Origin of the sequence: Sphingopyxis sp. USTB-05, assembly GCF_023822045.1 — a bacterium.
In the GTDB taxonomy this organism is placed as follows: domain Bacteria; phylum Pseudomonadota; class Alphaproteobacteria; order Sphingomonadales; family Sphingomonadaceae; genus Sphingopyxis.
Map to the genome: position 1 here is coordinate 4,133,053 of NZ_CP084712.1, position 26,142 is coordinate 4,159,194.

Below are 26,142 nucleotides of genomic sequence, written 5' to 3' on the forward strand. Positions count from 1 at the left end.
GGATTTGGGGGGAGGCCTTTGGAGCCACCCCCGATATAGGAACGATTGTTACGATTGCGAGACGACGGGATCTCGAGACCCGGGCCGTCCCGCGAGCGCTTACCAGCGGTAGTGGCTGAAGGCGCGGTTGGCTTCGGCCATGCGATGCGTATCTTCACGCTTCTTCACGGCATTGCCACGGTTGTTCGACGCATCGAGCAGTTCGCCAGACAGACGCGCGGCCATCGTGGTTTCGCTGCGGTTGCGTGCAGCGGTGATCAGCCAGCGGATCGCGAGCGCCTGCGCACGGTCCGGACGGACTTCGACCGGAACCTGATAGGTCGCACCGCCGACGCGGCGGCTGCGGACTTCGATGTTCGGACGGATGTTCGCGAGCGCTTCGTGGAACACGCCGAGCGGTTCCTTCTTGGCGCGGGCTTCGACCGATTCGAGCGCACCGTAAACGATGCTTTCGGCGACGGACTTCTTCCCGTCCAGCATGACGCTGTTCATGAACTTCGACAGCACCGTATCACCGAAACGGGGATCGGGCAGGATTTCGCGGCGTTCAGGACGACGACGACGAGCCATAGGTAATTCCTTTTACAACAGCATCCCGGCGCCAAGGCAGCCTGGGATGATCAAATAGCCGAAAAAGCGGTCCTTACTTCGGACGCTTCGCACCGTATTTCGAACGGCTCTGCTTGCGGTCCTTAACACCCTGCGTATCGAGCACGCCGCGCAGGACGTGGTAACGCACACCGGGAAGATCGCGGACACGACCGCCGCGGATCAGCACGACGCTGTGTTCCTGGAGGTTGTGGCCTTCGCCGGGGATGTAGGTGATGACTTCGCGGCTGTTGGTCAGGCGGACCTTCGCAACCTTGCGGAGCGCCGAGTTCGGCTTTTTCGGGGTCGTCGTATAGACACGGGTGCAAACGCCGCGCTTCTGCGGGTTTGCGTCCATCGCCGGGACCTTAGACTTCACCTTCTGGGGAGTCCGGCCCTTGCGGACCAGCTGGTTGATTGTGGGCATGAATGCTTCACCTTTAAATGTCCGCCCATCAAAGCGAACGGTTACTGTACTGCGGTGGATGAAGCTCCGGCCCGTAACCCGCCCGAAAAGGCGGAAAACGGCCGACCTGATAACAGCAAAAGACCCCGGCCGATCGATATGATCTTCCGGAGGCTCCATCCGCGCCAGCAATGTTCAAGCGCTGTTGTAACTGAAAAAGGCGGCAAACCGTCCTTTTCGGTCGAGCGCGCCCCTAGACCCGATTCCCGTCCCGGTCAAGGGGCAGGCAATATTGTTGCGCCAGTCGGGGCGGGCTATCGGTCGCGCATGCCCGCTGTCCGCCACACCAGCTTTGCGCCGCACATCGCGCCCGACACTCGTCTGCTGATCCTCGGTAGCCTGCCCGGCGTCCGTTCGCTCGCCGAACGGCAATATTATGCCCATCCGACGAACCAGTTCTGGCGTCTGCTTGGCGAGGTGATCGACCGTCCGCTCGCGGACATGATCTATGACGACCGGCTCAACGCCTTGCGTGACGCAAAGGTCGGGCTGTGGGACGTGATCCGTAGCGCCGAACGGCAAACGAGCAGCGACTCGCAGATCCGCGAAGCCGAAGCACACAACCTCGCGGCACTGATCGCCGGGCTGCCGGAACTGCGCATGATCGCGTTCAACGGCGGCAAGGCGGCGGCGATCGGGCGAAAACAGCTTCCACCGCTCGGTCGCATCGCCATCGTCGATCTGCCGTCGAGCAGCGCCGCGCATACAATCGGTTTCGCGGCGAAGCGCGATAGCTGGATGGCGCTTCGCGGCGCCCTCTGATCAGTCGACCACCGTCCCGCGCGCCATCACGAAATCGACTTTCTTGAGCACGCGCACGTCAGCGACCGGATCACTCGCCACCGCGATGATGTCGGCGCTCTTGCCCGGCGCGATCGTGCCGATCTCGTTCGACAGGCCGAGCAGGTCGGCAGCGTTCACCGTCGCCGCCTTCAGGGCTTCGATCGGGGTCATGCCGTGCTCGACCATCAGTTCGAACTCGTCGCCGTTCCGGCCGTGCTTCGACACGCCGGCGTCGGTGCCGAAGGCGATGCGCACGCCTTTGGGCACAAGCCGTTCGAGGCTTTTGCCCGTGATCGAGATGCGCCACTGAATCTTCGCCAGCACATCCGGTTCATAAGCGTTGGCGTTCGCGGCGATGCGTTCCTTGTAGCCGTTCACGGTCGAGAGCGTCGGGACATAATAAGCCTTCGACTTCGCCCAGGCCGCGATCGTCGCTTCGTCGAGGATCGTGCCATGCTCGACCGAATCGACCCCGGCCGCGAGCGCAAGGCGAATGCCGTCGGCGCCGTGCGCGTGAACCGCGACCTTCTTGCCGAACATATGCGCGGTTTCGACGATCGCCTGCGCCTCGTCGTCGAACATCTGCTTGCCGAGACCGGCGCCGATGCGGCTGTTGACCCCTCCCGTCGAGGCGAATTTGATCACATCGGCCCCGCGGCCGATCTGAAGACGCACTGCGCGGCGGCAATCGTCGGCGCCGTTGCAGGTGTTGCCGGCCCCCGCGAAGAAAGGCCGCAGCTCGTCGCGATAGCCGAGCGAGCCGTCCATATGTCCCGCGCTGCCCGAAATGCTGTTGCCGGCATCGACGATGCGCGGGCCCTTTACCTTGCCCGCGAGAATCGCGTCGCGAAGCGCCAAGGTCGCGCCGTCGCCGTCGCCGAGATTGCGGACCGTGGTAAAGCCCGCGCGCAGCGTCTTCATCCCGTTCACCTCGGCATTAAAGGCCTGCGCCGCCGGGCTGAGCGTGATTTCCTCAAGCTGCCCCGCGATGCCGCCCGCATCGCTCGTCAGATGGACGTGGCTGTCGATCAAGCCGGGGAGGACATATTTGTCCTTGAGATCGATCAGCGTCGCGCCGGGATCGGCGGGCTGATAGCCGTCGGCGATCGACACGACCTTGCCACCCTCGACAATGATCGTCGATGCGCCGCGCACGGGCTTGCCGGGTTCGGCGAGCAATTGGCCCGCGTGGATGATCGTGCGCGCGGGCGCCTGCGCGGCGAGCGGCGAAGCGAGCGCCGCGCCGATCAGCGCGAGCGGAATATGAATCAGCTTCATTCTGGCATCCCCTGTTTTGATATCGGGAAGCGTTAAAGCCGATCAGAAGCCCATCGTAAAGCGGAGCGCCGCGCCCCGATCGTCGGGCATCGCGGCGATATGGCCCGGGTCCCGCCGCCACCAGCTATTCGCGATCAATTCGCCGCCGAACAGGCCCATGGCATAGCTTGCCTCGACAACCAGTTCGCGGCCCGTCGGGGCGAGATTATATGTGCGGCGCCCGAAGTCGGTGCGACCGGTCGCATAGTCGTGCGCGACAGGGAGCATCAGGTCGATGCCGCCACGCGCGACGCGCAAGGGCTGGGCGAGACGGAGCGCGGCGCTGTCGCCGACTTGCACCAGATTGGCCTTGGCAACGTCGAAGGAGAAGGCGGTCGACCAGAGTGCGCCGCCCGCGATCAAGCCTTGGTTGTCCGGCCGTGTCCACATCTGGCGCCAATTGGCCGCAATTTGCCAATCATCCTGCATATCGAGGAGGATGCCGGCGTCGCCGACGAGGCTGGTCGCGCCGCCAGCGCCGAACATCGGCCCAAGGCGGGCTCCGAGAAGACTGTCCGATTCGCGGAGCCAACTGGCGCCGAGCGCCGTCCGGACAGGACCAAAGCGGGCGTCCCATGCGGCGCCGACGCGCTGGTAGCGACTGTCGCGGCCCGAGCGGTAGCGGAGCAGTGGATCGTCCTGCCAACGCGAGCCCGAGACCCATCCATTTTCCAGAATGAGATTAACATATTGATTATTAATGATATTATAGCGAATCATCGTGCCGATGCCAGGGCTGGCGGCAAAGCCGAGCCCCTCGTTCGCTGCGTCACCGATGAGCATGGCATGGCCGCTGTCGCCGCGCTCACCCGCGAGCAGGCCGCCGGCGCTGCGACCCGCCGCAAACCCGATCCGCGTGCGCGCGTCGAAGCGCGTCATCACCGAGGCCGCGAGGGTACGCGCACGCTGCGCATCGTAGAAAGAGAGGCCGGCGAGTGCATCGGTGCCGCCCGTGCCCGGCGCGACGACAAGCGAAAGCGCGAGCGACGAGTTGGCGGCGCTTTGCTGGCGTATCAGCCCGCCGATCGCGCCCGACAGCTTGAAGTCGGGCCGACGTGCAGCGAGCGAGCCGCCGAAATCCACATTGAAGGCGCGGCCGAAGCCATCGGTGACGAGACCCGTCGTTCCGATGCCGCCGGCATCGCCCATCGGACCGCCGAGCATTCCCAGCGGCGCGTCGAGAGCCACGGCGGTCGAAGTGCCCGCAAGCGCGGTAGCGCCCATCGGCTGGAATGCGCGCGCGATATCCAGAATGCCCTGGCCATAGACGGCGTCGTCGCCCGCCGCGCCCGCGTCGCGTGCCGACTGATAAAGGAGCGCGACGATCTGCTGGCTGGTAAGATTCGGAAAGGCCTGCGCGATCAGCGCGACGGCGCCCGCGACCTGCGGCGCCGCGAAACTGGTGCCATTGAGCACGAACACGAAATTGCCTTCGGTCTTGAGCGCGCCATTTTCATATGCGCAGCACACGCCTTCGCCGAGCGCGGTCAGGTAGGAGCCCGCATAGCCGCCCGCGCGATTGCTGAACCCCGAGATCGCCCCACGATCGTTCACCGCACCGGCAATGACGACGAGCCCGCCGCCGGCATCGCGAAGCCCCTGCGCAAAGCGATCGGGGTTGTTCGGATCATTGCCGTTCGCGGTCGTGTCACCTTCGTTACCCGCCGAAACGATGACGATGATTCCCGCAGCGGTCGCGCGAGAGACCGCCGCGCGCAACGTCGCCCCGGGCGGGTCTTCGCCGCCGAGCGAGATGTTGACGACGCGCGCGCCCGCGCTGACCGCGCGGTCGAGACCTGCGGCAATCGCCACTTCGGGAAAACGGCAGCCGCTCTCGTCGTTCGACGGATCCTCGCTCGCGCAGCTACCCGGCCGGTCGGCGCGCAGGACGAGCAGGCTGGCGTTGAAGGCGATGCCAAAGGTGCCGGCGTCATTCTTTCCGCCGAGCAGCACCTGTGCGACATTCGTCCCGTGGGTTCCTTCGCCGTTGATACCGCGCGATCCCGCTACGTCGGCCGATTGCGCCGAAATGCGTCCGGCGAATTCGGGGCTGTCCTGATCGATCCCGTCGTCGATCACGCCCGCGAGGACACCCTGTCCGGTTGCCCCGGCCTGATAGGCGGTGATCGCGCCATGGAAATTGACCCCGTCGGACATGCGCGTTTCGGCAGTGTTGAAATTGCCCGTCGGCGGCGGGGTGGGAGTCGGGGTAGGGGTAGGGGTAGGGGTAGGGGTTGGCGTCGGCGTGGGAGCAGAGGGCGGGGCGGGGGTCGGCGAGGGGCGGGCCGCGCCGCCACCACCGCCGCATCCCGCCAGCGAAAGCGCGGCGATGCTGAGAAAAAGGGGCAAAGGCCGCCCGGCCACCCACCGGATGCTGTTGCGTCGGTTCGCGTCGGCCATCGCCGTTCCCCTGGCTTCGTCGTCCCGGCGAAGGCCGGGATCTCGACCTCTGGTCTTGATGCGCCGTTGAGATTCCCGCCTTCGCCGGGATGACGGTCAAGATAACATCTTCGCATTTAGATCTATAGATATTGCCGTCCGGTAAAACGACCCAGCTTGCCCCTACGCACCCCAGCCTCTATGCGCCCGGCCATCATGCCCGCACTCGACCATATCGACAGCTGGATCTTCGATCTCGACAACACGCTCTATGCGCCGTCGGCGAAGCTGTTCGACCTGATCGACGAGCGCATGGGCGCCTTCATCATGCGGCTTCTGAACGTCGACGCGGTCGAGGCGCGGCGAGTCCAGAAGCAATATTTCCACGATCATGGCACGACGATGGCGGGGCTGATGCGCCACCACGGTGTCGATCCAGAGGATTTTCTGGTCGACGTTCACGACATTGCGCTCGACCGGCTGACCGTCGATGCGCGGCTGCGCGCGGGGCTGGAACGGCTGCCGGGGCGCAAGCTGATCTTCACCAACGCCGATGCCGATTACGCAGCGCGCGTGCTGGATGCACGCGGGATCGCGGACCTGTTCGACGGCATCTGCGACATCCGCGTCACGCGCTATACCCCGAAGCCCGAAGCCGCCGCCTATGACATGATGGTCGCTCACCTTGGCATTGATCCCGCAAAAAGCCTGTTCGTCGAGGATATGGCGCGCAATCTGACGCCCGCCAAAGCGCTCGGCATGACGACCGTCTGGCTGGACAATGGCAGCGAAAGCGGCCATCGCGACCACCTGCCCGAGCATGTCGATTTCCACGCGACCGACATCGCCGACTGGCTCGATACACTGCCATTACCTTGGGGAATTTCATGAGCACCGACCTGCAAGCCACAATCGAAGCCGCATGGGACGCCCGCGATACGCTGGGGCTGACGACGACGGGCGCGGTACGTGAGGCGGTCGAGACCGCGCTCGCAGGGCTCGACGACGGCAGCTATCGTGTCGCGGCACGCGATGCGAGCGGGACGTGGCAGGTCAATCAGTGGTTGAAGAAGGCGGTGTTGCTGTCGTTCCGCCTCAACGACATGGAATTGATCGAAGGCGGGCCCGGCGGCGCGCGCTGGTGGGACAAGGTGCCCTCGAAATTCGCCGGCTGGGGCGAGAATCGTTTCCGTGACGCGGGCTTCCGCGCCGTTCCGGGTTCGATCGTCCGTCGCGGCGCCTATATCAGCAAGGGTGCAGTGCTGATGCCGAGCTTTGTCAACATCGGCGCCTATGTTGGCGAGGGGTCGATGGTCGATGCCTGGGCTACCGTCGGCAGTTGCGCGCAGATCGGCGCGAACGTCCACCTGTCGGGCGGCGCCGGGATCGGCGGCGTCCTGGAACCGCTGCAGGCAGGCCCGGTGGTGATCGAGGACGGCGCCTTCATCGGCGCGCGCGCCGAGGTTGCCGAGGGCGTGATCGTGCGCGAGGGCGCGGTGCTGTCGATGGGCGTCTATCTCGGCGCCTCGACCAAGATCATCGACCGCGCGACGGGTGAGGTTTTCATCGGCGAAGTGCCGGCATATTCGGTCGTTGTGCCAGGGTCGCTGCCGGGCAAGCCGCTGCCCGACGGAACGCCGGGGCCGTCGCTCTATTGCGCGGTGATCGTCAAGCGTGTCGATGCGCAAACGCGCGCGAAGACCGGTATCAACGAGCTGCTGCGCGACTGATTGCCCAACCGATGCTGCAAAATAGGGCGTCGCCACCGACGCTCGTCGACGGCTGCTGCCCGTTGGTAGACACAATATAACAAAATAATCATTGCGAATTATTCGCGATTGGGGAGGCCCGCTGTTTCGATAGCGGCTGCGAGGGGGAATTATGTCGGCCGTTTTTCACGGGTCATCGATTGTCGTTGCAGCGCTGCTGTCGGTCGCGCCCGCCGCGGCGCAGGAGCCCACCGGCGACGCGCCGCCCGCGATCCCGGTCCCGGTGAATGGCGCCGAACGTTATACGCCCGCCGATTTCACGCGCTTCGCACCGCGCACCGCGCTCGACATGGTCGAAAAGGTGCCGGGTTTCCTTATCCTCACCGGCACCAACGGAGGCAACCGCGGACTGGGGGCAGCGACCGAGAATGTCCTGATCAACGGCGAGCGCATCGCGAACAAGTCGACCGACGCGCGCACCGCACTCGCACGAATCACCGCCGCCGAGGTCGCCTATATCGACATCGTCGACGGCGCCGGACTGAATGTGCCGGGGCTGACCGGACAGGTCGCGAATGTCGTGCTCGTCGCGGGCGCAGGGAGCGGCGGATTCAAGACGACCATCCGTTGGCAGCCCGAATGGCGCCCGCGGCTGGAGAAAAACTGGCTGAACGGCGAGATTTCGACGACGGGCAAGCTTGGCGGCACGAATGTAACGCTGAGCCTGAAGAACGAGGCGCGACGTCAGGGGCATTGGGGCCCCGAACAGCGTTTCGACGGCAATGGCGACCTGCTGTTCGTGCGCGACGAGTTCGGCCGCTACAACGCCGACCAGCCGCGCCTGTCGGCGGCGCTCGCACGCACGACCGCGAACGGCAACAAATGGAATTTCAATCTGGGCGGTCAGCTGGTCAACCTTGACGAACGGGTGGACGGGATTTCGGTTCAGCCCGGCGCCGGCACGGTGCGCGAGGCATTTCGGTTCACCGAAGACGAGCATAATTTCGATATCGGCGGCGATTACGAACTGGGGCTGGGCAAGGGGCGGCTGAAGCTGATCACCCTGTACCGCTTCGAGCACAGCCCGTTCGTCGACAGCTTCATCGTCGACCGTGAGATCGGCGGGCGGACGGGCGAGCGCTTCAAGCAAAGCGCCGACGAAGGCGAGTCGATCCTGCGCGGCGAATATAGCTGGCGCACCGGAGGGGGGACCGACTGGCAGGTCGCGCTGGAGGGCGCGTACAACACGCTCGACGTTGATTCCGAATTTGCGGTGCTGCAACCCGACGGCAGCTTCCTGCCCGTCACCTTCGGCGGCGAGCGGACCAAGGTCGAGGAGAAGCGCGGCGAGGCGTCGCTGACATGGGGGCGCTCGCTCGCGTCGAATCTGACCGCGCAGGTCAATCTTGGCGCCGAATATAGCGAACTGACCTCGTCGGGCCCGGGCGGGCTGACGCGCCGCTTCATCCGGCCGAAGGGCAAGGTCGCGCTGGCGTGGAAGGTCGGCGGCAAGACGACGATCAACTGGTTCCTGCAGCGCCGCGTCGACCAGCTCGACTTTTTCGATTTCGCGAGCTCTGTCGACGTCGCGAACGGGCAAGGCAATGGCGGCAACGGCCTGTTGGTGCCGCCGGTGCTCAATCGTACCGAGCTGGAATTCGTTCAGGACATGGGCGGGTGGGGCAATGCGTCGGTCGCCTTCGCTTATGCCTATGCACAGGATCTGGTCGATCAGGTGCCATTGTCACCGACGACCGAGGGGCGCGGCAATCTGCCGCCTTCGCATCTCTATCGCATCAGTTCGAAGGCGACGCTTCTGCTCGACCGGCTGGGGTGGAAAGGCGCGCGGATCAACAGCGACGTCACCTGGCGCCGTAACCGCGTGCGCGACCCGCTCACCGGGCTGTGGCGCGACCAGAGCGGGGGGCAGGAATATGTCGTCGACCTCAGTCTGCGTCACGATATTCCCGGCACCGATCTGGCATGGGGCGGCGGCTATTTCGACGAACGCTACAGCCCGAATTTGCGGCTCAATGCGATCGAAAAGGAATATACCGACGGGCCGTTCGTCACCGCCTTTATCGAGCATAAGGATGTCGCGGGATTCACGGTAAAGCTGTCGTACCGCAACCTTGCGGGGATGAAGGACGGGTTCAACCGCACGGTGTTCGTCGACCGGCGCGACGGGCCGGTGGCCTTCAGCGAACAAAGGCTGCGCAAGTTCGGGCGCTTTTTCCAGCTGACGGTGACGGGGACGCTTTAGTCCACGCCCAACCCGTCATTGCGAGCGAAGCGAAGCAATCCAGGGAGGTTTACACTACTCTGGATTGCCGCGTCCCCCGGCTTTCGCCGGGGTCTTCGCAATGACGAAGTCTATTATTTCTCGCTGAGGTAATAACGCTCGCGCGCCGACAGATCGTCGTTCAGCTCATAAACGATCGGCTGGCCGGTCGGGATTTCGAGCCCGGTGATATCGGCGTCCGAAATGCCCGACAGATGCTTGACGAGCGCGCGCAGGCTGTTGCCGTGCGCCGAGATCAGAACGGTCTTGCCCGCGGCAAGCTGCGGCACGATCGCGGCTTCATAATAAGGCAGCACGCGCTCGATAGTATCCTTCAGGCTTTCGGCCGAAGGAATATCGATGCCGGCATAGCGCGGATCGGTCGACAGGTCCCACGGCGAACCAGCTTCGAGCGGCGGCGGCGGGATATCGAAGCTGCGGCGCCAGATCTTGACCTGATCGTCGCCATGCTTCGCCGCAGTCTCGGCCTTGTCGAGCCCGGTGAGGCCACCATAATGACGCTCGTTGAGGCGCCAGTCCTTGGTGACGGGGAGCCATAAACGGCCCATCGCCTCGAGCGCGAGGTTCAAAGTCTTGATTGCGCGCGACTGGACCGAGGTGAAGCAGGTGTCGGGGGCGATGCCCTTCGCCTTCATCAGCTCGCCTGCGGCGACCGCTTCGGCGACGCCCTTTTCGGTGACATCGACATCCCACCAGCCGGTGAAGCGGTTTTCGAGATTCCACTGCGACTGGCCGTGACGGATGAGGATGAGCTGGGGCATTTCGGATCCTTCGGATGGAGAGATGTGCCGCCCTTTAGCGCGGGTTTTCGCCGAACGCCAACCACCCTCTTGAAATGGTTTCGCCTGCTACCAGATTGTCCTCATCCGGCCGCCGATACGGGGCCGGGTGGCGATCGCGGTTACCGCCGCGGTCCCTGACTTCGCTTTTGAAAAGGAAGAAAGATCCATGCGTAACAGTTTCGACTGGACCCCCTATCGCCGTTCGACCGTCGGTTTCGACCGCCTGTTCGATTTCCTCGAAACGGGCGGTTCGGGCGCCGAAAATTATCCGCCCTTCGACATTGAAAAGGTCGCCGACGATCATTTCCGCATCACCGTCGCGGTCGCCGGTTTCAAGTCGGACGAGATCGATATTACCGCGCAGCAGAATATGCTGACCGTCAGCGGCCGCAAGGCGCCGGTCGCCGAAGGCGAGGGGCGTCAGCTCCTCTATAGCGGGATTGCAACGCGCGCGTTCGAGCGCCGCTTTCAGCTTGCCGATTTCGTGCGCGTCGACAGCGCCGACCTGGCCGACGGGCTGCTCGTTATCGATCTGGTACGAGAAGTGCCTGAGGCGATGAAGCCGCACAAGATTGCGATCGGCGCCGCACAGCCGACGATCGTGGACAAGAAGGCCGCGTAACAACGCCCCCTGAACAACCGAAAATACGGGGTCCGGAGTCCCTTCCGGGCCCCGTTTTCATATGGACCGTTCGTCATTCCCGCGAATGAAGCGTCAGAGAATACGCGTCATGAAGTGGCTGAACGGGTCAGGCCGGTAATCGGCGAATGGCTCGCACTCGACGAAACCATAACGCCGGTAAAGCGCGAGCGCGGGTTCGAACGCCCCGCTCGATCCGGTTTCGAGACTGAGGCGTTCGAGACCCCGTTCGCTCGCGACCCCGATGATATGGTCGAGCATGTGCGCGGCAACGCCCTGCCGCAGAAAGGGTTCGGCGGTGCGCATCGACTTGATCTCGCCATGCGCGCTACCCAGCATCTTGAGTGCGCCGCAGCCTGCAAGCTCGTCGCCGCGGTGGATGGACCAGAAAGTCACCCCATCCGCGCGGAGGCCATCGAAGTCGAGGAAGTGGCAGCTTTCGGCCGGCGAATTCGCAAGCATGCCGGCGAAATGGACTTCGAGCAGCGCGCGGATGGCGGCGCCCGACAAATCATCCTCGACGATCCGCCAGGCGTCCGCCTTTCGCATCAGAGAAGCTGGTCCAGCGTCGCGAGGCACGCGTGCGCGAGCAATTTCGAACGTTCGGGTGACCAACCGGCGACAGGGTCGGGCAGGTCGCGATTATCCTTGAAAGGCATTTCGAGCGTCATCGACACCGCACCGAAACGTTCGGCGAGCTGCGTCGTCGACATAGACAGATTCGCCTGCCCCGGCGCGGTTTCGGCATAGCCGAGGTCGAGCTGGAAATCAGGGGTGTTCGCGGCGAGCGCGGTTTCGAAAGCCTTATATTTCTCTGTCTGCTCCGTCTTCAGCGACGGGATGCCTTCGAAGCCCGCGAGGAAGACCGCGGGGATCGCTTCGTCGCCGTGGACGTCCATCGCCCAGTCGACACCCGTCGCGTCCATCGCATTGCGGACCGCAAGCACCTCGGGGCTGCGTTCGGCAGTCGGATTGTCCCATTCGCGGTTGAGATTCACGCCGGCGAAATTGGTGCGCAGATGGCCGCGGCACGAACCGTCCGGATTCATATTCGGGACGATGTGGAAGCGGCATTTCTGGCGCAGCGAACGCGCATGCGGGTCAGCAGGGTCGACGAGCTTTTCCAGCGCGCCTTCCATCCACCATTCCGCCATGCTCTCGCCCGGATGCTGGCGCGCATAAAGCCAGACCTGTGTGTCGCCCGTGCCCATTTCGAGGCAGTCGATCGGTTGACCTTCAAGGCTGGTGCCGAGGCAGCGATAAGTCACGCCTTCGCATTCGGCGATCTGGGCGACGAGATCCTGATGACGCTCCATCGAATAGGGCGCGAAATAGGCGATATAGAGAATGGGGCTTTCGGCGGTGTGCTGGATCGTCAGCGTGCCCGCGTCATAGCTGGTGTCGAGGCGGAACCAGGTTTCGCGATCGGTACTGGCGCAGGCGGCATAGCCAGGCCAGCCGTCGGGATAGGCCGAATCGGCGAGGCCCGTGATCGCGAGATCGAGCGCATCGCCGACGGCGCACGAGACGCGAAAGTGGAACCATTGGAAAAAGTCCGATTCGCGGTCCTTGCGAATCGAAAGGCGCGCCGACGTGCCGTCGACATTTTCCACGACGATATTGCCGCTGTCGAAAGCGGCGTTGATGCTGATGGTCATTTGACGCTGATAGTGCGTCCCGATTCCCCGGGGAAGTCCTTGAATAAGGCTTCAGCCAATTTCGCCGCGGCAAGGCTGGGCTGGTTGGCGGGCGCCTTTACCGGAACGGCGGTCAGCGCGCGGCCTTCCCACAGCGCCTGACCCGTCGCGGCATCGTCGATGCGCACCGAGAGCTGAAGATCGGCCATCCGCTTGGGACCGCCACCAAGATTGATCCCGATTCCAAGGCCGACACCCGACCCATAGCTGCCCGTCGAACCGCCAACGCCGACCGATACGGGCGAACGGCGGCCTTCCGGAAGCTGCTCGCTGCGGTCAAAGGCGATACGGACGAGGAGCGGCGCGCGTTCGCCCGAGCCCGCCGCGACAAGACCCTGCCGCTGGAGCTGCTGGTCGACTGCGGCGCGATAGCTGTTCCATTCGAGCGAGGGCATGGCCGTACCAGGTGCCCCGTTCCCCGGAGCATCGAGCGGCGCGGTCGCGATGGCGTAACGCGTCCCTGGTGCCCAACCCGGCGCCGCGTTGGTGTGAAAGCGGGTGACTTCGACCGGGGGAACCGCGGTGGCGCAGCCCCCGAGAGCGAGCGCCGCTGAACCAAGCAGGGCGACGGAAAGATGACGCGTCATACCCGTATCATGCGCCAGCAATTATGGCTTGGCAATGAACGGCATGCGCTTTGCTCCGTCATGCCGGGCCTGACCAGGCATCCACCGACGATGGCGCGACTGGGTCCCGGATCAAGTCCGGGAGACGAAGAGGGCGCGGCTCTGCGCCGCGCCACCCGGGTCAACGATAGAAGATGTGGTTGTCGATCTGCGCGATGCGCGTCTTGCGCCAGCCCGGCGAGACATAGCGCGCGTGGAAGAAGAGCGCGCCCGGGGCGTGGTTCTTCCAGCTACCGTCCCGCGCGATCTGCGCGATCGCGACCGCGTTGTTCCACTGCGCGGCGTTGCGGATGGCGGGCATCCGGCCGCCGCGCACGAAGCTGAACTGGCTTTTCTGATGGACGACGCCGCAGAGGCTCTTGGGGAAACGGCCCGATTGGGCACGGTTGATCACGACATGCGCGACCGCGAGTTGGCCAGGAAGCGATTCGCCGCGTGATTCGAAATAGACCGCGCCGGCGAGGCAGCGCAGTTCGGGATCGATGTCAGCGGGCTTTGGCGTTTCGGCGACGAGTTCGGCGAGCGAATCGGCGGTCACCGGGGCCGGCTTCGGCTCGGGTGCGACATCGTCTTCGGTTTTCTTGCTGTCTTCGACCGGCAGTTCGCCATCGGTCGGCAGGTCCGCCGTTTCATCCGCAGCCGGCGCATCGGCGCCCGGCAGGATGATCGCAGGAATATTGGCGTCGGCCGCAAGATCGCTTGCGAAGCCCGGTTCCGCCAAAAGCAGCATGGAGGCGGCAGTCATGCCGACGGCAGCCATGCCGGCTACGTTCAAAATGCGACTCATATTGTCCGTCAAAAGTGCGGCCGATGAACCGAACCTCTCAAAACAGGCGGGGGACTATGGTCCTGTATCGCCGCCTGCGGTCATCGTCCGACTGCGTGTCCAAACCGTTTTGCCGGGTGCTTTGCCAAGGCAGTGCAACCCGCGGAACGACCTACGCGTTATCGAATGGGCGCCAGTTATTGTGCGCCGCAACAGAGTCAAGTTAGCGCGGCCCACTCCGCGACGAGTTGTGGCGCATCTGCGATATCCAGTTCGATCAGCCACAGATCGGGATCGGCCTTTCGCCGCCGCTCCTGATAGGCGGCGCGCGATTCACTATCTTTTGCGTCGGCCGGACCGACGGCTTCCCAGATATAGTGGCCATTCGCCGAAAAACGCCGTTCGAGCAACGGTCCCAGTTCGCCGCGATCGCTGCACTGGACAAGGATGATGCCCGAATTTTCGTCGCCCTTGGCGAGCACGGTCGCGAAACCGCCCGCCGCTTCGGTCCGGCGAAGCAACAGGTCGACGAGGAAGCGGCTTTTGAGCCGCGTCACGGGATGACTCGCGGTGCGGCGTTACGCCGCGTCACGCGTTTCGGTGTCGGCGAGCAGCGCGTAAAGCGCCTCGTCATTCTTCGCCCCGCGCAGTCGTTCGGCGATCGCGTCGTTGCGTAGCATGCGCGACACACCCGCAAGCGCCTTCAAATGGTCGGCACCGGCGTCCAGCGGCGACAGCAGGATGAACAGCAGGTCGACCGGCAGACCGTCGACCGCGTTGAATTCGATCGGTTTCGCGAGTTGCAGGAACAACCCGCGCACGCCGCCGAGGTCGGCCATCTTGGCGTGCGGCAGGGCGATCCCGCGACCGAAGCCGGTCGATCCGAGGCGCTCGCGTTCCAGCAGCGCCTCGCTGACTTCGCCCGCATCGAGACCGAGCGAACGCGCCGCGAGGTCGCCGACGAAGGGGAAGAGCGCCTTTTTCGAATCGAGCTGGACGTGCGCGCGCACGGTCGCTGGATAAAGAAGGGAAGAAAGATTCATTGCTCTGGTCAAATCTTGTTAAACGCCGGCCGCCGCCAGACACTTAATTGCTGGCAGGCGATCGCGGATCTGTCGTGGCAGGCCCCCCGCCATCCCGGCTTCGGGCATCGTTGGGCGCGGCCCTTAAGCCGGATGGCGGAGAAAATCCAGCCTTATCGTGGTTCGACCCAGCCGATCGTCCCGTCGTCGCGGCGATAGACCATATTATGCGTGCCGGTCTTGCTGTTGACGAAGAGCAGCGCGTTGGTGTTGCGGAGGTCGAGCATCATCACCGCGTCGGACACGCTGCTGCTCGGAATATCGACGCGGGTTTCGGCGATGATCGCCGGCGCGTCGCCCGCATCCTCTTCGCTACCGGCGTCGAACACGGTGTAGCCCGCATTGTCCTCGATCTCGTCGACGGTCGGCGAAGGTGCTGCCACGCCGTTGTTGTGATCCTTCAATCGCCGCATGTAGCGCCTGAGCTGCTTTTCGATACGCTCGGCGGCGCCTTCGAACGCGACATGCGCATCCTGTGCCTGGCCATGCCCCTTCAGCACCAACCCCTGCATCACATGCGCGACGATGTCGCACTGGAAACTGTCATGCGGCCCCTTGCCGAAGGTCGCATGCGCGCCGATCGCGCGGGAGAAATATTTGTCGGCAATCGCGTTCATCCGATCCGATACGTGCGACTGCAGCGCTTCGCCGGTTTCGATCTGGTGGCCAGAGACGCGGATTTCCATTTTTCTTCTCCTTCTTGGCCGGCGCGATGATTTAGGGAAAGGTCATCACACCGTATCGAGCCACAGCGGCTGATTCAGCCCTGCGACAAATTCGGCGTGGCGCGCGAGTTCGGCGGCCGACGCCATATGGGGACGGGGTTCGCGAAAGGGGCGGTCGAGGCCGCGCGACGCAGCGGGCGCGGCGACCGTCGGGGCGGCCGCGCTTGCAGCCGAAGCGGCGAGGCCGAGGCCGATCTGCCGCCCGCCAGTCATTTCGATATAGAGATGCGCGAGCAGTTCGGCGTCGAGCAAAGCGCCGTGTTTGACGCGGTGGCTGCGATCGATGCCGTAACGTGTGCAGAGCGCATCGAGGCTGTGTTTCGCGCCGGGGTGCAACTTGCGCGCCATCTGCACCGTGCAGCACATGCGCGTCATATCGAGCGCGGGGCGGCCGGCGCGCGCGAGCTCGGCGTTGACGAAACCGAAGTCGAACGCCGCGTTGTGCGCGACGAGCGGCGCATCGCCCAGAAATTCGATCAACTCGTCGACGCGAGTCGCGAACAGCGGCTTGTCCGAGAGGAACTGGATCGAAAGCCCATGCACAGCCTCTGCCGCGGCGGGCATGTCGCGTTCAGGATTGAAATAGGCGTGGAAGGTGACGCCGGTTTCGCGGCGGTCGACCAGCTCGACACACCCGATTTCGACCAGCCTGTCCCCGCTCTTGGGATCGAAACCCGTAGTTTCGGTATCGAAAATAATCTCACGCATCGAAGCCATAATCTGGACCCTATCGGGCGTGGAAACAAGAGGCGATGAATCTTATCTGACGGTGCGTCTCGCTTTTGGGGCGGCCCGTTTCGATGATGAAATCGGCGCGCGACCGCTTAACGCGATCGGGAACCTGAAGCCGTCGAATCGCCTTCAGTTTCGCCGCAGTCATGCCGGGACGACGCATCACACGCTTGCGCTGCATCCACGCGGGCGCGGAGACGACGGCGATCGCGCCGACTTTTCTCCAGCCGCCCTTTTCGAAGAGCAAAGGTATGTCCAGCACAACGACGTCGCGTGCGCGGTGGCGTGCGAGAAAGCGCTTCTGCGCCTTGCCGACCGCGGGATGGACGATCGCCTCGAGCGCTGCGAGTTCATGCCCGTTGCCGAGCACCAGCGCGCCGAGTTTTTGACGGTCGACGCCATTCGGACCCGTCGTGCCCGGAAAGCGCGCCTCGATCGCAGCGACAAGCGCACCGCCGGGACCTTGCAGCCGGTGCACCTCGGCATCGGCATCGAAGACGGGTACGCCTTCGCGGACAAACATCGCCGCGGCAGTCGACTTGCCCATGCCGATCGATCCGGTAAGGCCGAGGATGAAGGGCCGGCGGAGCCGCGAACCAAGGCGTTTCTTATGCGTCATGCCGTCAGCAGCGCGCGCAGCTCCTCGTCGCGGCCCTCGGGCGGGGCGCTCCCGAAGAACAGCTCGAAGGCGAGCGCGGCCTGGCCGATCAACATGTCGAGCCCGTCGACGGTGTCGAGCCCGCGCGCCTCGGCCGCCTTGAGCAGGCCGGTCTGAAGCGGCGAATAGACGAGATCGTAGACGATCGCATCTTCGGTAAGTGGCGACAGGTCGAGGTCGAGTGGCGGCTGGCCCTTCATGCCAAGGCTGCTCGAATTGACGAGCAGCGACACCGGCGGGAGCTGCGCATCGAGCGCGACGACCTCTCCCTTGAGACCGAATGTCGCGAGGAGGCCCATCGCTTTCAGCGGACTTCGGTTGAGGATCGTCACCGCGCCGACATTCGCCCGTGCGAGCGCGAACAGCACCGCCCGCGCCGCGCCGCCCGCGCCGATAACCGCGACCGCTGCGCCCTCGAGATCGAGTTCGGCGAGCGGCGAATAGAAACCCGCGGCGTCGGTATTGGTACCGATCAGCGATCCGTCCTTCTGCCGAACGATCGTGTTCATTGCACCGATCGTACCGCGAATGTCGCCGGGATCATCGACGAGATCCATCACCGCACCCTTGTGCGGCATGGTGACATTGCACCCGCGCCAGTCGGGATCGCTACGGCGCTCCGCGATGTACGCAGCGAGACCTTCGGATTTTACATGCGCGCGGCGATAGTCGCCGGCGAGCCCCAGTGCTTCAAGCCAGAAACCGTGGATCAGCGGCGATTTCGACTGGGCGATCGGGTCGCCGATCACTTCGGCATAAGGAATATTGCTCATGATACGGCCAATCCCGTGGTGCGAAGCCATGCCAGCAGCGGAAGCATCGGCATGCCGATGATGGTCCAGGGATCGCCTTCGACCCGTTCGAACAATTGCACGCCTGCCCCCTCGATTTCGTAACAACCGACGGTCCAGCGGATGCTGTCCCATTCGCGCGCGACATAGTCGGCGATGAAGGCGTCGGACAAGGGGCGCATCCACAGCTTCGCCTCGCCAATCGCGCGCCACACGGGCGCACCGTCGCGCGCGGCGACCGCGGCGCTGAACAGTCGGTGCCGCGCGCCGGCCATGCGGCGGAGGTGATCTTCAGCCTCTTCGGGGCTTTCCGGTTTCGAAAGCATCGACCCATCGTCGAGCGCGAGGGTGGAATCGGCGCCGATGACGGTGACACCCGGAAGCCGCGACGAGATTTTGACCGCCTTCGCCTCGGCGAGCGCGTCGGCGATGTTGCGAGGGGTCTGGCCGGTGGCGAGCAGCGAAGCAGTAAGCGCCTCCTCATCGACATGCGCGGCGCTGATTTCGAACTCGAGACCGGCGGCGCGGAGCATCGCGGCGCGGCCGCTGCTTTGCGAGGCAAGAAGGATGGTCATGCCGCGCCGCGATCTTCGACGAGCTTGATTACCGCGGCGGCGGTTTCCTCGATCGAGCGGCGCGTCACATCGATAACCGGCCAGCCATTGTCGGCGAACATACGCCGCGCATAGGCGAGTTCGGCCTTTACCCGCTCGTCGTCGACATAGGAGGTTTCGGGCGCCTGATTGAGCGAGAGCAGGCGATTGCGGCGCACCTGCACCAGCCGGTCGAGTCCGGTCGTCAGCCCAACGATCATCGGGCGCTTCAAGCTGAACAGCGCGTTCGGCGGCGGCGATTCGGGAACGATCGGGATGTTCGCGGTCTTGAAACCGCGATTGGCGAGATAGATGCTCGTCGGGGTTTTCGACGTCCGCGACACGCCGGCAAGGACGATGTCGGCCTGTTCCCAATTTTCCCAGCCGATCCCGTCGTCGTGCGCGACGGTGAACTGGATCGCCTCGACGCGCGCGAAATAGGCGGCGTCGAGTTGGTGCTGGCGGCCTGGACGCGCTTTTGCTTCCTGTCCGAGCATCCGCGACAGCGCATCGGTGACGGCGTCAAGCGCCGCGACAGTCGGCAGATTGAGCGCACTCGCGCGGCGTTCCAGGCTGACCCGCAATTCGCCATTCACCAGCGTGAACAGGATCATCCCCGGACTTGCCTGCACTTCGGCCATGATCCGGTCGAGATGCGATTCCGATCGCACCATTGGCCAGAAGTGGCGCACGACCTCGACATCGTCGAACTGCGCAATCGCCGCCTTGGCGATATTTTCGAGTGTCTCGCCCGTGGAGTCGGATATGAGATGCAAGTGGAGCCGGCCCATCGCGGCACCATGGCGGGAAAGCGCCGAAAAAGGCAAGCCACGAAGCGTTTTGCCGGCCTGTGGATAATTTTTGGCATAAGCCCAGGGATGAAATCGGCATGCAGGATTCATCCACGGCCGTGTCGATTCCGCTCCACCGCTTATCCACAAAGCATGAATCTTATCCACAGGCTGTGAATATGGGGGAATGTGCTTTGCGACTCTCTGGCTGGCCGAGCGGCATGCAGAGTCAAGCTGTTGGCAAAAAGGACGCCCCGGCCTAAAGCCGCGCTTGTCCGCCGACCTACAAACCACCACAATATTATTCAAATATGTATATGAAGAGAGAAAGAGGGCCCGCGTGAAGGCGTCACCGAAGAGTCTGCTCGCAACGCTGCGCGGGGTGCGGCAAGAGCGCCCCGCGCTTTGGCTGATGCGTCAGGCCGGACGCTATCTACCCGAATATCGCGCCCTTCGCGAAACCAAGGGCGGCTTTCTTGAGCTTTGCTATGACCCCGAAGCCGCGGCCGAAGTGACGTTGCAGCCGATCCGGCGTTTCGGTTTCGACGGCTCGATCCTCTTTTCCGACATTCTCGTGATTCCGCACGCACTCGGCCAGCATCTGTGGTTCGAGGCAGGCGAGGGACCGCGGCTCGCTCCGCCGCTCGTCGATAGCGCGCTAGCGTCGCTGGAAACGGCTCACCAGCGGCTCGATCCGGTTTATGCGACGGTCGCGCGCGTTGCCGCAGCCTTGCCGCCCGAAACGACCTTTCTCGGCTTTGCAGGAAGCCCCTGGACGGTCGCGACCTATATGGTAGCGGGGCAGGGGTCGAAGGATCAGGCGGCCGCGCGGCGGCTCGCGTTCGGCGATCCGGCGGCATTCCAGAATATCATCGATGCGATCGTCGACCTGACCGTCACCTATCTCTCTGGGCAGATCGAGAATGGCGTCGACGCCGTCCAATTGTTCGACAGTTGGGCGGGAAGCCTGTCGCCGGCGCAATATGAGCAATGGGTGATCGCGCCCAACGCCGAGATCGTCCGCCGCCTGAAGGCGCTGCACCCCGATACGCCGATTATCGGTTTTCCAAAGGGTGCCGGCGGCAAGCTCCGCGCCTATGCCGACGAGACCGGGGTCGATGCGATCGGGCTCGACGAGACGGTCGATCCGGTGTGGGCCGACGCGGCCCTGCCGGCGCATCTGCCCGTACAAGGTAATCTCGATCCGCTCGCGCTCGTCGCGGGCGGCACCGCGCTCGATACGGCGATCGACCGTATCCTTGCGGCTTTCCCATCGCGTCCCCATATCTTCAATCTCGGCCATGGGATCGTGCCCGACACGCCGATCGCCCATGTCGAACATCTGATCAGACGCGTTCGCGGCGGATAAAATATGGAACTGGCAGGCTTTTTGGGGGCGACGATGCTTTGGGTCAAAGCGGCGCATATCATTTTCGTGATTTTCCTGATGGCCGGCCTGTTCATGATGCCGCGCTTTTTCGTCTATCACCACCAAGCGCCCGTCGGCTCCGACGAAGATAAAAAATGGATCGAGCGCGAGGATCGGTTGCGGCGGATCATTTTGAACCCCTCGCTGATCATCGTCTGGATCTTTGGGCTGATGCTGGCGTTCAACGGCGATTATTGGCGCGAGGGTTGGTTCATTGCCAAATTCCTGCTCGTGGTTGCCCTGTCGGGCTATCACGGCTGGATGATCGGATATTTCAAGAAGCTTCAGAAGGGCGAGCGCCCGCTCAGCGAGAAGCAGCTTCGGATGCTCAACGAGGTGCCAGGCATCGCCGCGGCGATCATCGTCATCCTCGTCGTCGTCCGCCCTTAGAATCCGCGTCTTCCGGCGCAGCGCGATTGACTTGAACCCGGCCCGGATATAGGGGCCGATCAACCCCGCTTAGCGCGGGCGGCGCTTTCTTGCGCCGACGCTATCTTTAACGGTCGTCCCACGGCCGGATAGGCACCAGCAGGTGCAACGAATTCGTTTCATTTCTCCCTGATTTTCTACCCGGAATCCATCCAATGCATCTTAAAGAACTCAAGACCAAAGCGCCCGCCCAACTCGTCGAAATGGCGGAAGAACTGGGCGTCGAGGGCGCGTCGACGCTGCGCAAGCAGGACCTGATGTTCTCGATCCTGAAAGAACTCGCCGAAGAGGGCGAGGAAATCATCGGGTCGGGCACGATCGAGGTCCTCCCGGACTCGTTCGGTTTCCTGCGCTCGTCGGATGCGAATTATCTCGCCGGTCCCGACGACATCTATGTCTCGCCAAACCAGGTTCGTAAATATGGCCTGCGCACCGGCGACACCGTCGAGGGCGAGATTCGCGCCCCGCGCGATGGCGAACGCTATTTCGCGCTCACCAAGCTGATCAAGGTCAATTTCGACGACCCCGAAGCTGTGCGTCACCGCGTCAATTTCGACAATCTCACGCCGCTTTATCCGAACCAGAAGCTGTCGCTCGATACCGTCGACCCGACCGTCAAGGACAAGTCGGCGCGGGTGATCGACCTCGTCAGCCCGCAGGGCAAGGGTCAGCGCGCGCTGATCGTCGCGCCGCCGCGTACCGGTAAGACGGTGCTGCTGCAGAATATCGCCAAGGCGATCACCGACAACCACCCCGAGGTTTACCTCATCGTCCTTCTCGTCGACGAACGTCCCGAGGAAGTCACCGACATGCAGCGTAGCGTGAACGGCGAAGTCGTTTCCTCGACCTTCGACGAACCCGCGACGCGCCACGTGCAGGTCGCCGAAATGGTGATCGAAAAGGCGAAGCGCCTTGTCGAGCACAAGAAGGATGTCGTCATCCTGCTCGACTCGATCACGCGCCTCGGCCGCGCCTACAACACCGTCGTTCCTTCGTCGGGCAAGGTGCTGACCGGCGGCGTCGACGCCAACGCCCTCCAGCGCCCCAAGCGCTTCTTCGGTGCCGCGCGCAATATCGAGGAAGGCGGTTCGCTGTCGATCATCGCGACCGCGCTGATCGATACTGGCAGCCGCATGGATGAAGTCATCTTCGAAGAATTCAAGGGCACGGGTAACTCGGAAATCGTGCTCGACCGCAAGGTTGCCGACAAGCGCATCTTCCCGTCGCTCGACGTCGGCAAATCGGGCACCCGCAAGGAAGAATTGCTCGTGGAGAAGGACAAGCTGTCGAAAATGTGGGTGCTGCGCCGCATCCTCATGCAGATGGGCACTGTCGACGCGATGGAATTCCTGCTCGACAAGATCAAGGATTCGAAGACCAACGAGGATTTCTTCGACTCGATGAACCAATAAGGTTTTCGGCATGGCCGTCATCGAACATGCGCTGCTTCACGTCCGCGTGGGACGCGAAAGCGAATTCGAGGCGGCCGTGGCCGAAGCTCGTCCGCTGATCGAAGCGTCGCCGGGCTTTATTTCGCTTAAAATTTGTCGCCCGATAGCAACCGGACAGGCTTATCTGCTTTTGGTGAAGTGGAGGTCGGTCGAGGATCACCGCGACGGCTTCCGGCAATCGGACCGCTACCAGCAGTGGCGGGCATTGCTGCATCACTTTTATGACCCTATGCCAGAGGTCAGCTATTTCGGAGAGCCGGTGTGATTTTGGAATTTTTGACCCAGGCGGGCACGCATGCCGCCGGATTTGGCGGACCCGCGGGTATGTGGGAAGCGATCGTCAAGGATTTCTCGAACATCACCGAGCCTGCGGCCTTCGCCGCCTTCCTGCAGGTGCTGATGATCGACCTCGTCCTTGCGGGCGACAATGCGATCGTCGTCGGCGCGCTCGCGGCGGGGCTTCCCGCCGAACAGCGCAAGAAGGTCATCCTGATCGGCGTGCTTGCAGCGCTTGTCCTGCGCATCGCCTTCGCGCTCGTCGTGACACAGTTGATGCAGATCGTCGGGCTGATCTTCGTCGGTGGGCTGCTGCTGATCTGGGTCGCGTGGAAAATGTGGCGCGAGCTGCGCCACACCGGCCAGTCGCATGGTTCGCCGGAAGTCGAGGGTGATGAGCATTCGGGCCTGAAGCCCGCCAAGAGCTTTGCCGGCGCAGCCTGGGCGGTGGCCGTCGCGGACGTCAGCATGAGCCTCGACAATGTGCTCGCAGTCGCGGGGGCGGCGCGCGAGCATCCGGGAATCCTGATCGTCGGCCTGATCTTTGCCGTCGCGCTGATGGGCGTCGCGGCAAACATTATCGCCAAATATATCGAGCGTTACCGCTGGATCGCCTATGTCGGCCTTGCCGTCATCGTCTATGTCGCGATCAAGATGATCTACGAAGGCTGGGTCGACCCCGGCGTCGGGATCGGGACGCTCTTCGGCTAAAAAGGGAAAAGCCAGTCCTTCGGGGCTGGCTTTTTTTCGCCGGCTTCCCATCTCTCGGGCATGTCCCAGCTTCATATGACCCGCGTCGCCGTCGGCTGCGCCGACTATCCGGCGCTGCAGGCGCGGATCACCAACTATGCGCAAGACGGCGAGATCCGTTTCACGACGCGGTTCAAGCCGAAGCGCGCCGACGAACTGATCGGCGGCAAGCTGCATTTCATCGTCAAGCATACGCTTGTCGCGCGCGTTGAAATTCTGCGCTTCGATGATCGCAGCGACGGGCGGATCGATATCGTCTGCGTCGCGGCGCTCGAGCGGATTCATCCGCAGCCAAAGCGCGCACATCAGGGCTGGCGTTATCTGGCCGACAGCGATGCGCCAAGCGGAGTGGACGAGGGCGATGGGCTCGCTGATCTGCCGCCCGAACTCTATCGCGAACTGGCGGAACTAAGCCTGATCTAGAGCGCCGCGCGGAAGCTGTCGGCGCGCGCCATGGCCCAATAGCGGGCACCCGCGACCGATCCCGGATCTTCGAGCAGCACCCCGCGCGCGTAGAATTTATAGATGCGGTCGATCGAGTCCGAGCGTGCCGAATTCAGGCGCTCGTGAAGATGGTGCGGTTGGATCTGCCAGGGCGATTCGAGCCCCATTGCCGAGCTGATGTCCCACAGCGCGTTCACCGTCGCGGCCTGAAAGCGCCGTACGCGTTCGGCCTTGTCCTCGACCACCAGCCCGCGCTGGCGGCCGGGATCCTGCGTCGCGACCCCGGTAGGACATTGGTCGGTGTGGCATTTGAGCGATTGGACGCAGCCCAGCGTGAACATGAAGGCGCGCGCGGCGTTCGACCAGTCGGCGCCCAATGCGCAATTCATCGCGAGCCCCGCGCCCGAATGGACTTTGCCCGACGCGGCGAGCTTGATCTCTTCCTTGAGCCCGCAGCCGACGAGCGCGTTGCGTACAAAAATAAGGCCTTCCCTCAAGGGCATGCCAACGCTGTTCGAAAATTCGACCGGCGCAGCACCAGTGCCACCTTCAGCGCCGTCGACGACGATGAAATCGAGCCGTATGCCGGTTTCGATCATTGCCTTCATGACGGCATAGATTTCGTGCGGCTGCCCGACGCATAATTTGATCCCGACGGGTTTGCCGCCGGACAGTTCGCGCAGTCTGGCCGCCCACACGATCATCTCGATCGGCGTTGAGAAGGCCGAGTGCGAGGCGGGCGAGATGCAGTCGTGGCCTTCGCGAACACCGCGCGTCGCGGCGATTTCGCTACTGACCTTGGGCCCCGGGAGGACGCCGCCGTGGCCGGGCTTCGCGCCTTGGCTGAGCTTGATCTCGATCATCCGAATCTGGTCGTTTTGCGCGGTGTCGCGAAAGCGTTCGGGATCGAAGCGGCCTTCGTCGTCACGGCAGCCGAAATAGCCGCTGCCAAGCTCCCACACGATGTCCCCGCCATGGATGCGGTGATAGGGGCTGAAGCCGCCCTCACCGGTGTCGTGGTAGAAATTGCCCATTTGTGCGCCGCGATTGAGCGCCTCGATCGCATTGGCGCCGAGTGAACCGAAGCTCATCGCCGAGATGTTGAGCGGCGCGGCGGCGTAGGGCCGCGCACATTGCGGTCCGCCGACGAGCACACGCTGCGTGCGGTCGGGGCCCGCGGCCGGCGCGATGCTGTGGCTCATCCATTCATATTCGTCCGAATAGACGTCCAGTTCGGTGCCGAAGGGATGGCTGTCGAGTTCGCCCTTCGCGCGCGCATAGACGATGTCGCGCTCGGCACGCGTAAAGGGCCGCCCGTCGAACGGACCCTCGACGACATAGGCGTAAAGGAAGGGGCGAGCTTCCTCGAACAGCCAGCGAATGCGCGCGATCAGGGGGAAGTTGCGGCGGAGGCTGTGGTGGCGTTGGACCGCGTCATAGACGGCAATAAGGAGGAGCGGGACCCAAAGCAGCAGCGTCCAGCGCGCGGGCGTCCACCAGGCCGCGAACGCCGTCGCGGCCAGGAGGACAGGGAAGGCGATCCAGCGAAGCACCGTTCGGCCCGCTACTGACCCGCCTGTTCAGGGAGCATCGCCGCCATCTTTTCCCAGACCTTGTTGATCGCCTTGAGCGGTCGTACCATCACTTTGAAATCACTTATCTTTCCGTCATGGTTCCATGTGATGATGTCGACGCCGTTGATCTGGATGCCGTCGAGGCTGCTCTGGAACTCCAGCATCGCCTGATCGCCATCGACGATCTCGCGAAGATAGCGAAAATCGTCGCCGCCAAGGACATGGCTCGCCGCGTGGAGATAGGCGAATACCTTGTCGCGGCCCGCCTGCGGTGTGTGGACGACGGGCGAGTGAAAGACCGCATCCTCGGCGAGCAGGTCGCGCAAGGCCTGCGGGTCGCCGCCGCCCGCCATATAGGCGTG

30 protein-coding genes are annotated in these 26,142 nt (G+C 63.7%); 11 read left to right on the plus strand and 19 right to left on the minus strand.

Annotated features, from left to right (window positions below):
- Positions 1-99 precede the first annotated feature (99 nt).
- Complete coding sequence (rpsG, locus tag KEC45_RS19115; protein WP_058818022.1) at positions 100-570, minus strand: 30S ribosomal protein S7; 471 nt, start codon at positions 568-570, stop codon at positions 100-102.
- A 73-nt stretch (positions 571-643) separates the two neighbouring features.
- Positions 644-1,015: a 30S ribosomal protein S12 gene (gene rpsL / locus KEC45_RS19120; protein ID WP_058805196.1), complete on the minus strand. Its 372-nt coding sequence runs from the start codon at positions 1,013-1,015 to the stop codon at positions 644-646.
- Between the two features lie 306 nt (positions 1,016-1,321).
- On the opposite strand from rpsL, the gene KEC45_RS19125 reads away from it, so the two are divergent.
- Positions 1,322-1,816, plus strand: a complete 495-nt coding sequence (locus KEC45_RS19125) for a DNA-deoxyinosine glycosylase (protein ID WP_062186270.1) — start codon at positions 1,322-1,324, stop codon at positions 1,814-1,816.
- Here the strand turns inward: KEC45_RS19125 and KEC45_RS19130 are convergent, their stop codons facing one another.
- Together KEC45_RS19130 and KEC45_RS19135 are read right to left on the minus strand one after the other, a co-directional pair.
- Positions 1,817-3,115, minus strand: a complete 1,299-nt coding sequence (locus KEC45_RS19130; RefSeq protein WP_062186268.1) for an amidohydrolase family protein — start codon at positions 3,113-3,115, stop codon at positions 1,817-1,819.
- Between the two features lie 42 nt (positions 3,116-3,157).
- Positions 3,158-5,554, minus strand: a complete 2,397-nt coding sequence (locus KEC45_RS19135; protein ID WP_193749233.1) for a S8 family peptidase — start codon at positions 5,552-5,554, stop codon at positions 3,158-3,160.
- A gap of 192 nt (positions 5,555-5,746) precedes the next feature.
- Between KEC45_RS19135 and KEC45_RS19140 the strand changes: the two genes are divergently transcribed.
- The 3 genes from KEC45_RS19140 (at position 5,747) to KEC45_RS19150 (ending at position 9,505) form a co-directional block, all read left to right on the plus strand.
- A complete protein-coding gene (locus tag KEC45_RS19140) occupies positions 5,747-6,424 on the plus strand; it encodes a pyrimidine 5'-nucleotidase (RefSeq protein ID WP_062187045.1) in 678 nt (225 codons plus the stop codon).
- Positions 6,421-7,263 carry a 2,3,4,5-tetrahydropyridine-2,6-dicarboxylate N-succinyltransferase gene (dapD, locus tag KEC45_RS19145; RefSeq protein WP_062186264.1) on the plus strand — a complete coding sequence of 281 codons (843 nt, stop codon included), beginning with the start codon at positions 6,421-6,423 and terminating at the stop codon, positions 7,261-7,263. The genes KEC45_RS19140 and dapD overlap by 4 nt, the downstream gene beginning before the upstream one ends.
- A 151-nt stretch (positions 7,264-7,414) precedes the next feature.
- Complete coding sequence (locus KEC45_RS19150; protein WP_062186262.1) at positions 7,415-9,505, plus strand: TonB-dependent receptor; 2,091 nt, start codon at positions 7,415-7,417, stop codon at positions 9,503-9,505.
- Between the two features lie 113 nt (positions 9,506-9,618).
- On the opposite strand, the gene gpmA is transcribed toward KEC45_RS19150, so the two are convergent.
- Positions 9,619-10,305 (minus strand): 2,3-diphosphoglycerate-dependent phosphoglycerate mutase, encoded by a 687-nt coding sequence (gene gpmA, locus KEC45_RS19155; protein WP_062186260.1) that lies wholly within the window; start codon positions 10,303-10,305, stop codon positions 9,619-9,621.
- A gap of 187 nt (positions 10,306-10,492) precedes the next feature.
- Here gpmA and KEC45_RS19160 point away from each other — a divergent pair, with 187 nt between their 5' ends.
- Positions 10,493-10,948, plus strand: a complete 456-nt coding sequence (locus KEC45_RS19160) for an Hsp20 family protein (RefSeq protein ID WP_062187044.1) — start codon at positions 10,493-10,495, stop codon at positions 10,946-10,948.
- Positions 10,949-11,041: 93 nt separating this feature from the next.
- Here the strand turns inward: KEC45_RS19160 and KEC45_RS19165 are convergent, their stop codons facing one another.
- The 12 genes from KEC45_RS19165 to KEC45_RS19220 all read right to left on the minus strand — a co-directional run bounded on the left by KEC45_RS19165 (position 11,042) and on the right by KEC45_RS19220 (position 19,427).
- On the minus strand, positions 11,042-11,515 hold the full coding sequence (locus tag KEC45_RS19165; protein ID WP_062186258.1) for a GNAT family N-acetyltransferase: 474 nt from the start codon (positions 11,513-11,515) through the stop codon (positions 11,042-11,044).
- Positions 11,515-12,624 (minus strand): M14-type cytosolic carboxypeptidase, encoded by a 1,110-nt coding sequence (locus tag KEC45_RS19170; protein WP_252171250.1) that lies wholly within the window; start codon positions 12,622-12,624, stop codon positions 11,515-11,517. The genes KEC45_RS19165 and KEC45_RS19170 overlap by 1 nt, the downstream gene beginning before the upstream one ends.
- Positions 12,621-13,250 carry a DUF4136 domain-containing protein gene (locus tag KEC45_RS19175; RefSeq protein ID WP_062187042.1) on the minus strand — a complete coding sequence of 210 codons (630 nt, stop codon included), beginning with the start codon at positions 13,248-13,250 and terminating at the stop codon, positions 12,621-12,623. The genes KEC45_RS19170 and KEC45_RS19175 overlap by 4 nt, the downstream gene beginning before the upstream one ends.
- A 160-nt stretch (positions 13,251-13,410) precedes the next feature.
- Positions 13,411-14,076 (minus strand): cell wall hydrolase, encoded by a 666-nt coding sequence (locus KEC45_RS19180; protein ID WP_062186254.1) that lies wholly within the window; start codon positions 14,074-14,076, stop codon positions 13,411-13,413.
- Positions 14,077-14,273: 197 nt separating this feature from the next.
- A complete protein-coding gene (locus tag KEC45_RS19185) occupies positions 14,274-14,612 on the minus strand; it encodes a DUF1491 family protein (protein WP_062186252.1) in 339 nt (112 codons plus the stop codon).
- A 21-nt stretch (positions 14,613-14,633) separates the two neighbouring features.
- The gene (locus KEC45_RS19190) at positions 14,634-15,098 is read right to left on the minus strand and encodes a PTS sugar transporter subunit IIA (RefSeq protein ID WP_062186250.1); all 465 of its coding nucleotides are present in this window, start codon (positions 15,096-15,098) and stop codon (positions 14,634-14,636) included.
- A 152-nt stretch (positions 15,099-15,250) separates the two neighbouring features.
- Positions 15,251-15,823, minus strand: a complete 573-nt coding sequence (gene raiA / locus KEC45_RS19195; RefSeq protein ID WP_062186249.1) for a ribosome-associated translation inhibitor RaiA — start codon at positions 15,821-15,823, stop codon at positions 15,251-15,253.
- Between the two features lie 45 nt (positions 15,824-15,868).
- Positions 15,869-16,570, minus strand: a complete 702-nt coding sequence (gene dnaQ / locus KEC45_RS19200) for a DNA polymerase III subunit epsilon (protein WP_062187040.1) — start codon at positions 16,568-16,570, stop codon at positions 15,869-15,871.
- Positions 16,571-16,589: 19 nt separating this feature from the next.
- The gene (gene coaE / locus KEC45_RS19205; RefSeq protein ID WP_062186247.1) at positions 16,590-17,213 is read right to left on the minus strand and encodes a dephospho-CoA kinase; all 624 of its coding nucleotides are present in this window, start codon (positions 17,211-17,213) and stop codon (positions 16,590-16,592) included.
- Positions 17,210-18,025, minus strand: coding sequence for a shikimate dehydrogenase (gene aroE / locus KEC45_RS19210; protein ID WP_193749231.1), 816 nt, complete (start codon positions 18,023-18,025; stop codon positions 17,210-17,212). Before aroE ends, coaE begins: the two co-directional genes overlap by 4 nt.
- The gene (locus tag KEC45_RS19215; RefSeq protein ID WP_083436011.1) at positions 18,022-18,618 is read right to left on the minus strand and encodes a Maf family protein; all 597 of its coding nucleotides are present in this window, start codon (positions 18,616-18,618) and stop codon (positions 18,022-18,024) included. The genes aroE and KEC45_RS19215 overlap by 4 nt, the downstream gene beginning before the upstream one ends.
- On the minus strand, positions 18,615-19,427 hold the full coding sequence (locus KEC45_RS19220) for a pyruvate, water dikinase regulatory protein (protein WP_062187034.1): 813 nt from the start codon (positions 19,425-19,427) through the stop codon (positions 18,615-18,617). Before KEC45_RS19220 ends, KEC45_RS19215 begins: the two co-directional genes overlap by 4 nt.
- A 412-nt stretch (positions 19,428-19,839) precedes the next feature.
- Between KEC45_RS19220 and hemE the strand changes: the two genes are divergently transcribed.
- The 6 genes from hemE (at position 19,840) to KEC45_RS19250 (ending at position 24,185) form a co-directional block, all read left to right on the plus strand.
- On the plus strand, positions 19,840-20,796 hold the full coding sequence (gene hemE, locus KEC45_RS19225) for a uroporphyrinogen decarboxylase (RefSeq protein WP_238586812.1): 957 nt from the start codon (positions 19,840-19,842) through the stop codon (positions 20,794-20,796).
- A 3-nt stretch (positions 20,797-20,799) separates the two neighbouring features.
- Complete coding sequence (locus KEC45_RS19230; RefSeq protein WP_062186243.1) at positions 20,800-21,246, plus strand: CopD family protein; 447 nt, start codon at positions 20,800-20,802, stop codon at positions 21,244-21,246.
- A 194-nt stretch (positions 21,247-21,440) separates the two neighbouring features.
- Positions 21,441-22,697 (plus strand): transcription termination factor Rho, encoded by a 1,257-nt coding sequence (rho, locus tag KEC45_RS19235; RefSeq protein ID WP_037557490.1) that lies wholly within the window; start codon positions 21,441-21,443, stop codon positions 22,695-22,697.
- Between the two features lie 10 nt (positions 22,698-22,707).
- The gene (locus KEC45_RS19240; protein ID WP_062186241.1) at positions 22,708-23,001 is read left to right on the plus strand and encodes an antibiotic biosynthesis monooxygenase; all 294 of its coding nucleotides are present in this window, start codon (positions 22,708-22,710) and stop codon (positions 22,999-23,001) included.
- A gap of 59 nt (positions 23,002-23,060) precedes the next feature.
- Positions 23,061-23,723, plus strand: coding sequence for a TerC family protein (locus tag KEC45_RS19245; protein ID WP_152682531.1), 663 nt, complete (start codon positions 23,061-23,063; stop codon positions 23,721-23,723).
- A gap of 75 nt (positions 23,724-23,798) precedes the next feature.
- Positions 23,799-24,185, plus strand: a complete 387-nt coding sequence (locus tag KEC45_RS19250; RefSeq protein WP_252171251.1) for a DUF1489 domain-containing protein — start codon at positions 23,799-23,801, stop codon at positions 24,183-24,185.
- On the opposite strand, the gene KEC45_RS19255 is transcribed toward KEC45_RS19250, so the two are convergent.
- Both KEC45_RS19255 and KEC45_RS19260 read right to left on the minus strand, forming a co-directional pair.
- Entirely contained in the window at positions 24,182-25,747 is a 1,566-nt protein-coding gene (locus tag KEC45_RS19255; RefSeq protein ID WP_238586811.1) for an FMN-binding glutamate synthase family protein, read from the minus strand. The two genes, KEC45_RS19250 and KEC45_RS19255, sit on opposite strands and share 4 nt — an antisense overlap.
- A gap of 23 nt (positions 25,748-25,770) precedes the next feature.
- Entirely contained in the window at positions 25,771-26,133 is a 363-nt protein-coding gene (locus KEC45_RS19260; protein ID WP_062187030.1) for a nuclear transport factor 2 family protein, read from the minus strand.
- Positions 26,134-26,142 lie beyond the last annotated feature (9 nt).

Bases quoted from the DNA above. Each gene is read 5' to 3' on its own strand.
- KEC45_RS19130 (WP_062186268.1), bottom strand. From the start codon at position 3,115: ATGAAGCTGATTCATATTCCGCTCGCGCTGATCGGCGCGGCGCTCGCT.
- KEC45_RS19190 (WP_062186250.1), bottom strand. From the start codon at position 15,098: ATGAATCTTTCTTCCCTTCTTTATCCAGCGACCGTGCGCGCGCACGTC.
- rpsG (WP_058818022.1), bottom strand. From the start codon at position 570: ATGGCTCGTCGTCGTCGTCCTGAACGCCGCGAAATCCTGCCCGATCCC.
- KEC45_RS19250 (WP_252171251.1), top strand. From the start codon at position 23,799: ATGACCCGCGTCGCCGTCGGCTGCGCCGACTATCCGGCGCTGCAGGCG.
- KEC45_RS19240 (WP_062186241.1), top strand. From the start codon at position 22,708: ATGGCCGTCATCGAACATGCGCTGCTTCACGTCCGCGTGGGACGCGAA.
- aroE (WP_193749231.1), bottom strand. From the start codon at position 18,025: ATGAGCAATATTCCTTATGCCGAAGTGATCGGCGACCCGATCGCCCAG.
- KEC45_RS19215 (WP_083436011.1), bottom strand. From the start codon at position 18,618: ATGACCATCCTTCTTGCCTCGCAAAGCAGCGGCCGCGCCGCGATGCTC.
- KEC45_RS19260 (WP_062187030.1), bottom strand. From the start codon at position 26,133: ATGGCGGGCGGCGGCGACCCGCAGGCCTTGCGCGACCTGCTCGCCGAG.
- gpmA (WP_062186260.1), bottom strand. From the start codon at position 10,305: ATGCCCCAGCTCATCCTCATCCGTCACGGCCAGTCGCAGTGGAATCTC.
- KEC45_RS19160 (WP_062187044.1), top strand. From the start codon at position 10,493: ATGCGTAACAGTTTCGACTGGACCCCCTATCGCCGTTCGACCGTCGGT.
- KEC45_RS19165 (WP_062186258.1), bottom strand. From the start codon at position 11,515: ATGCGAAAGGCGGACGCCTGGCGGATCGTCGAGGATGATTTGTCGGGC.
- KEC45_RS19220 (WP_062187034.1), bottom strand. From the start codon at position 19,427: ATGGGCCGGCTCCACTTGCATCTCATATCCGACTCCACGGGCGAGACA.
- KEC45_RS19135 (WP_193749233.1), bottom strand. From the start codon at position 5,554: ATGGCCGACGCGAACCGACGCAACAGCATCCGGTGGGTGGCCGGGCGG.
- KEC45_RS19230 (WP_062186243.1), top strand. From the start codon at position 20,800: ATGGAACTGGCAGGCTTTTTGGGGGCGACGATGCTTTGGGTCAAAGCG.
- rpsL (WP_058805196.1), bottom strand. From the start codon at position 1,015: ATGCCCACAATCAACCAGCTGGTCCGCAAGGGCCGGACTCCCCAGAAG.
- dapD (WP_062186264.1), top strand. From the start codon at position 6,421: ATGAGCACCGACCTGCAAGCCACAATCGAAGCCGCATGGGACGCCCGC.
- raiA (WP_062186249.1), bottom strand. From the start codon at position 15,823: ATGGAAATCCGCGTCTCTGGCCACCAGATCGAAACCGGCGAAGCGCTG.
- rho (WP_037557490.1), top strand. From the start codon at position 21,441: ATGCATCTTAAAGAACTCAAGACCAAAGCGCCCGCCCAACTCGTCGAA.
- KEC45_RS19150 (WP_062186262.1), top strand. From the start codon at position 7,415: ATGTCGGCCGTTTTTCACGGGTCATCGATTGTCGTTGCAGCGCTGCTG.
- hemE (WP_238586812.1), top strand. From the start codon at position 19,840: ATGCGTCAGGCCGGACGCTATCTACCCGAATATCGCGCCCTTCGCGAA.
- KEC45_RS19175 (WP_062187042.1), bottom strand. From the start codon at position 13,250: ATGACGCGTCATCTTTCCGTCGCCCTGCTTGGTTCAGCGGCGCTCGCT.
- dnaQ (WP_062187040.1), bottom strand. From the start codon at position 16,570: ATGCGTGAGATTATTTTCGATACCGAAACTACGGGTTTCGATCCCAAG.
- KEC45_RS19170 (WP_252171250.1), bottom strand. From the start codon at position 12,624: ATGACCATCAGCATCAACGCCGCTTTCGACAGCGGCAATATCGTCGTG.
- KEC45_RS19245 (WP_152682531.1), top strand. From the start codon at position 23,061: ATGTGGGAAGCGATCGTCAAGGATTTCTCGAACATCACCGAGCCTGCG.
- KEC45_RS19180 (WP_062186254.1), bottom strand. From the start codon at position 14,076: ATGAGTCGCATTTTGAACGTAGCCGGCATGGCTGCCGTCGGCATGACT.
- KEC45_RS19125 (WP_062186270.1), top strand. From the start codon at position 1,322: ATGCCCGCTGTCCGCCACACCAGCTTTGCGCCGCACATCGCGCCCGAC.
- coaE (WP_062186247.1), bottom strand. From the start codon at position 17,213: ATGACGCATAAGAAACGCCTTGGTTCGCGGCTCCGCCGGCCCTTCATC.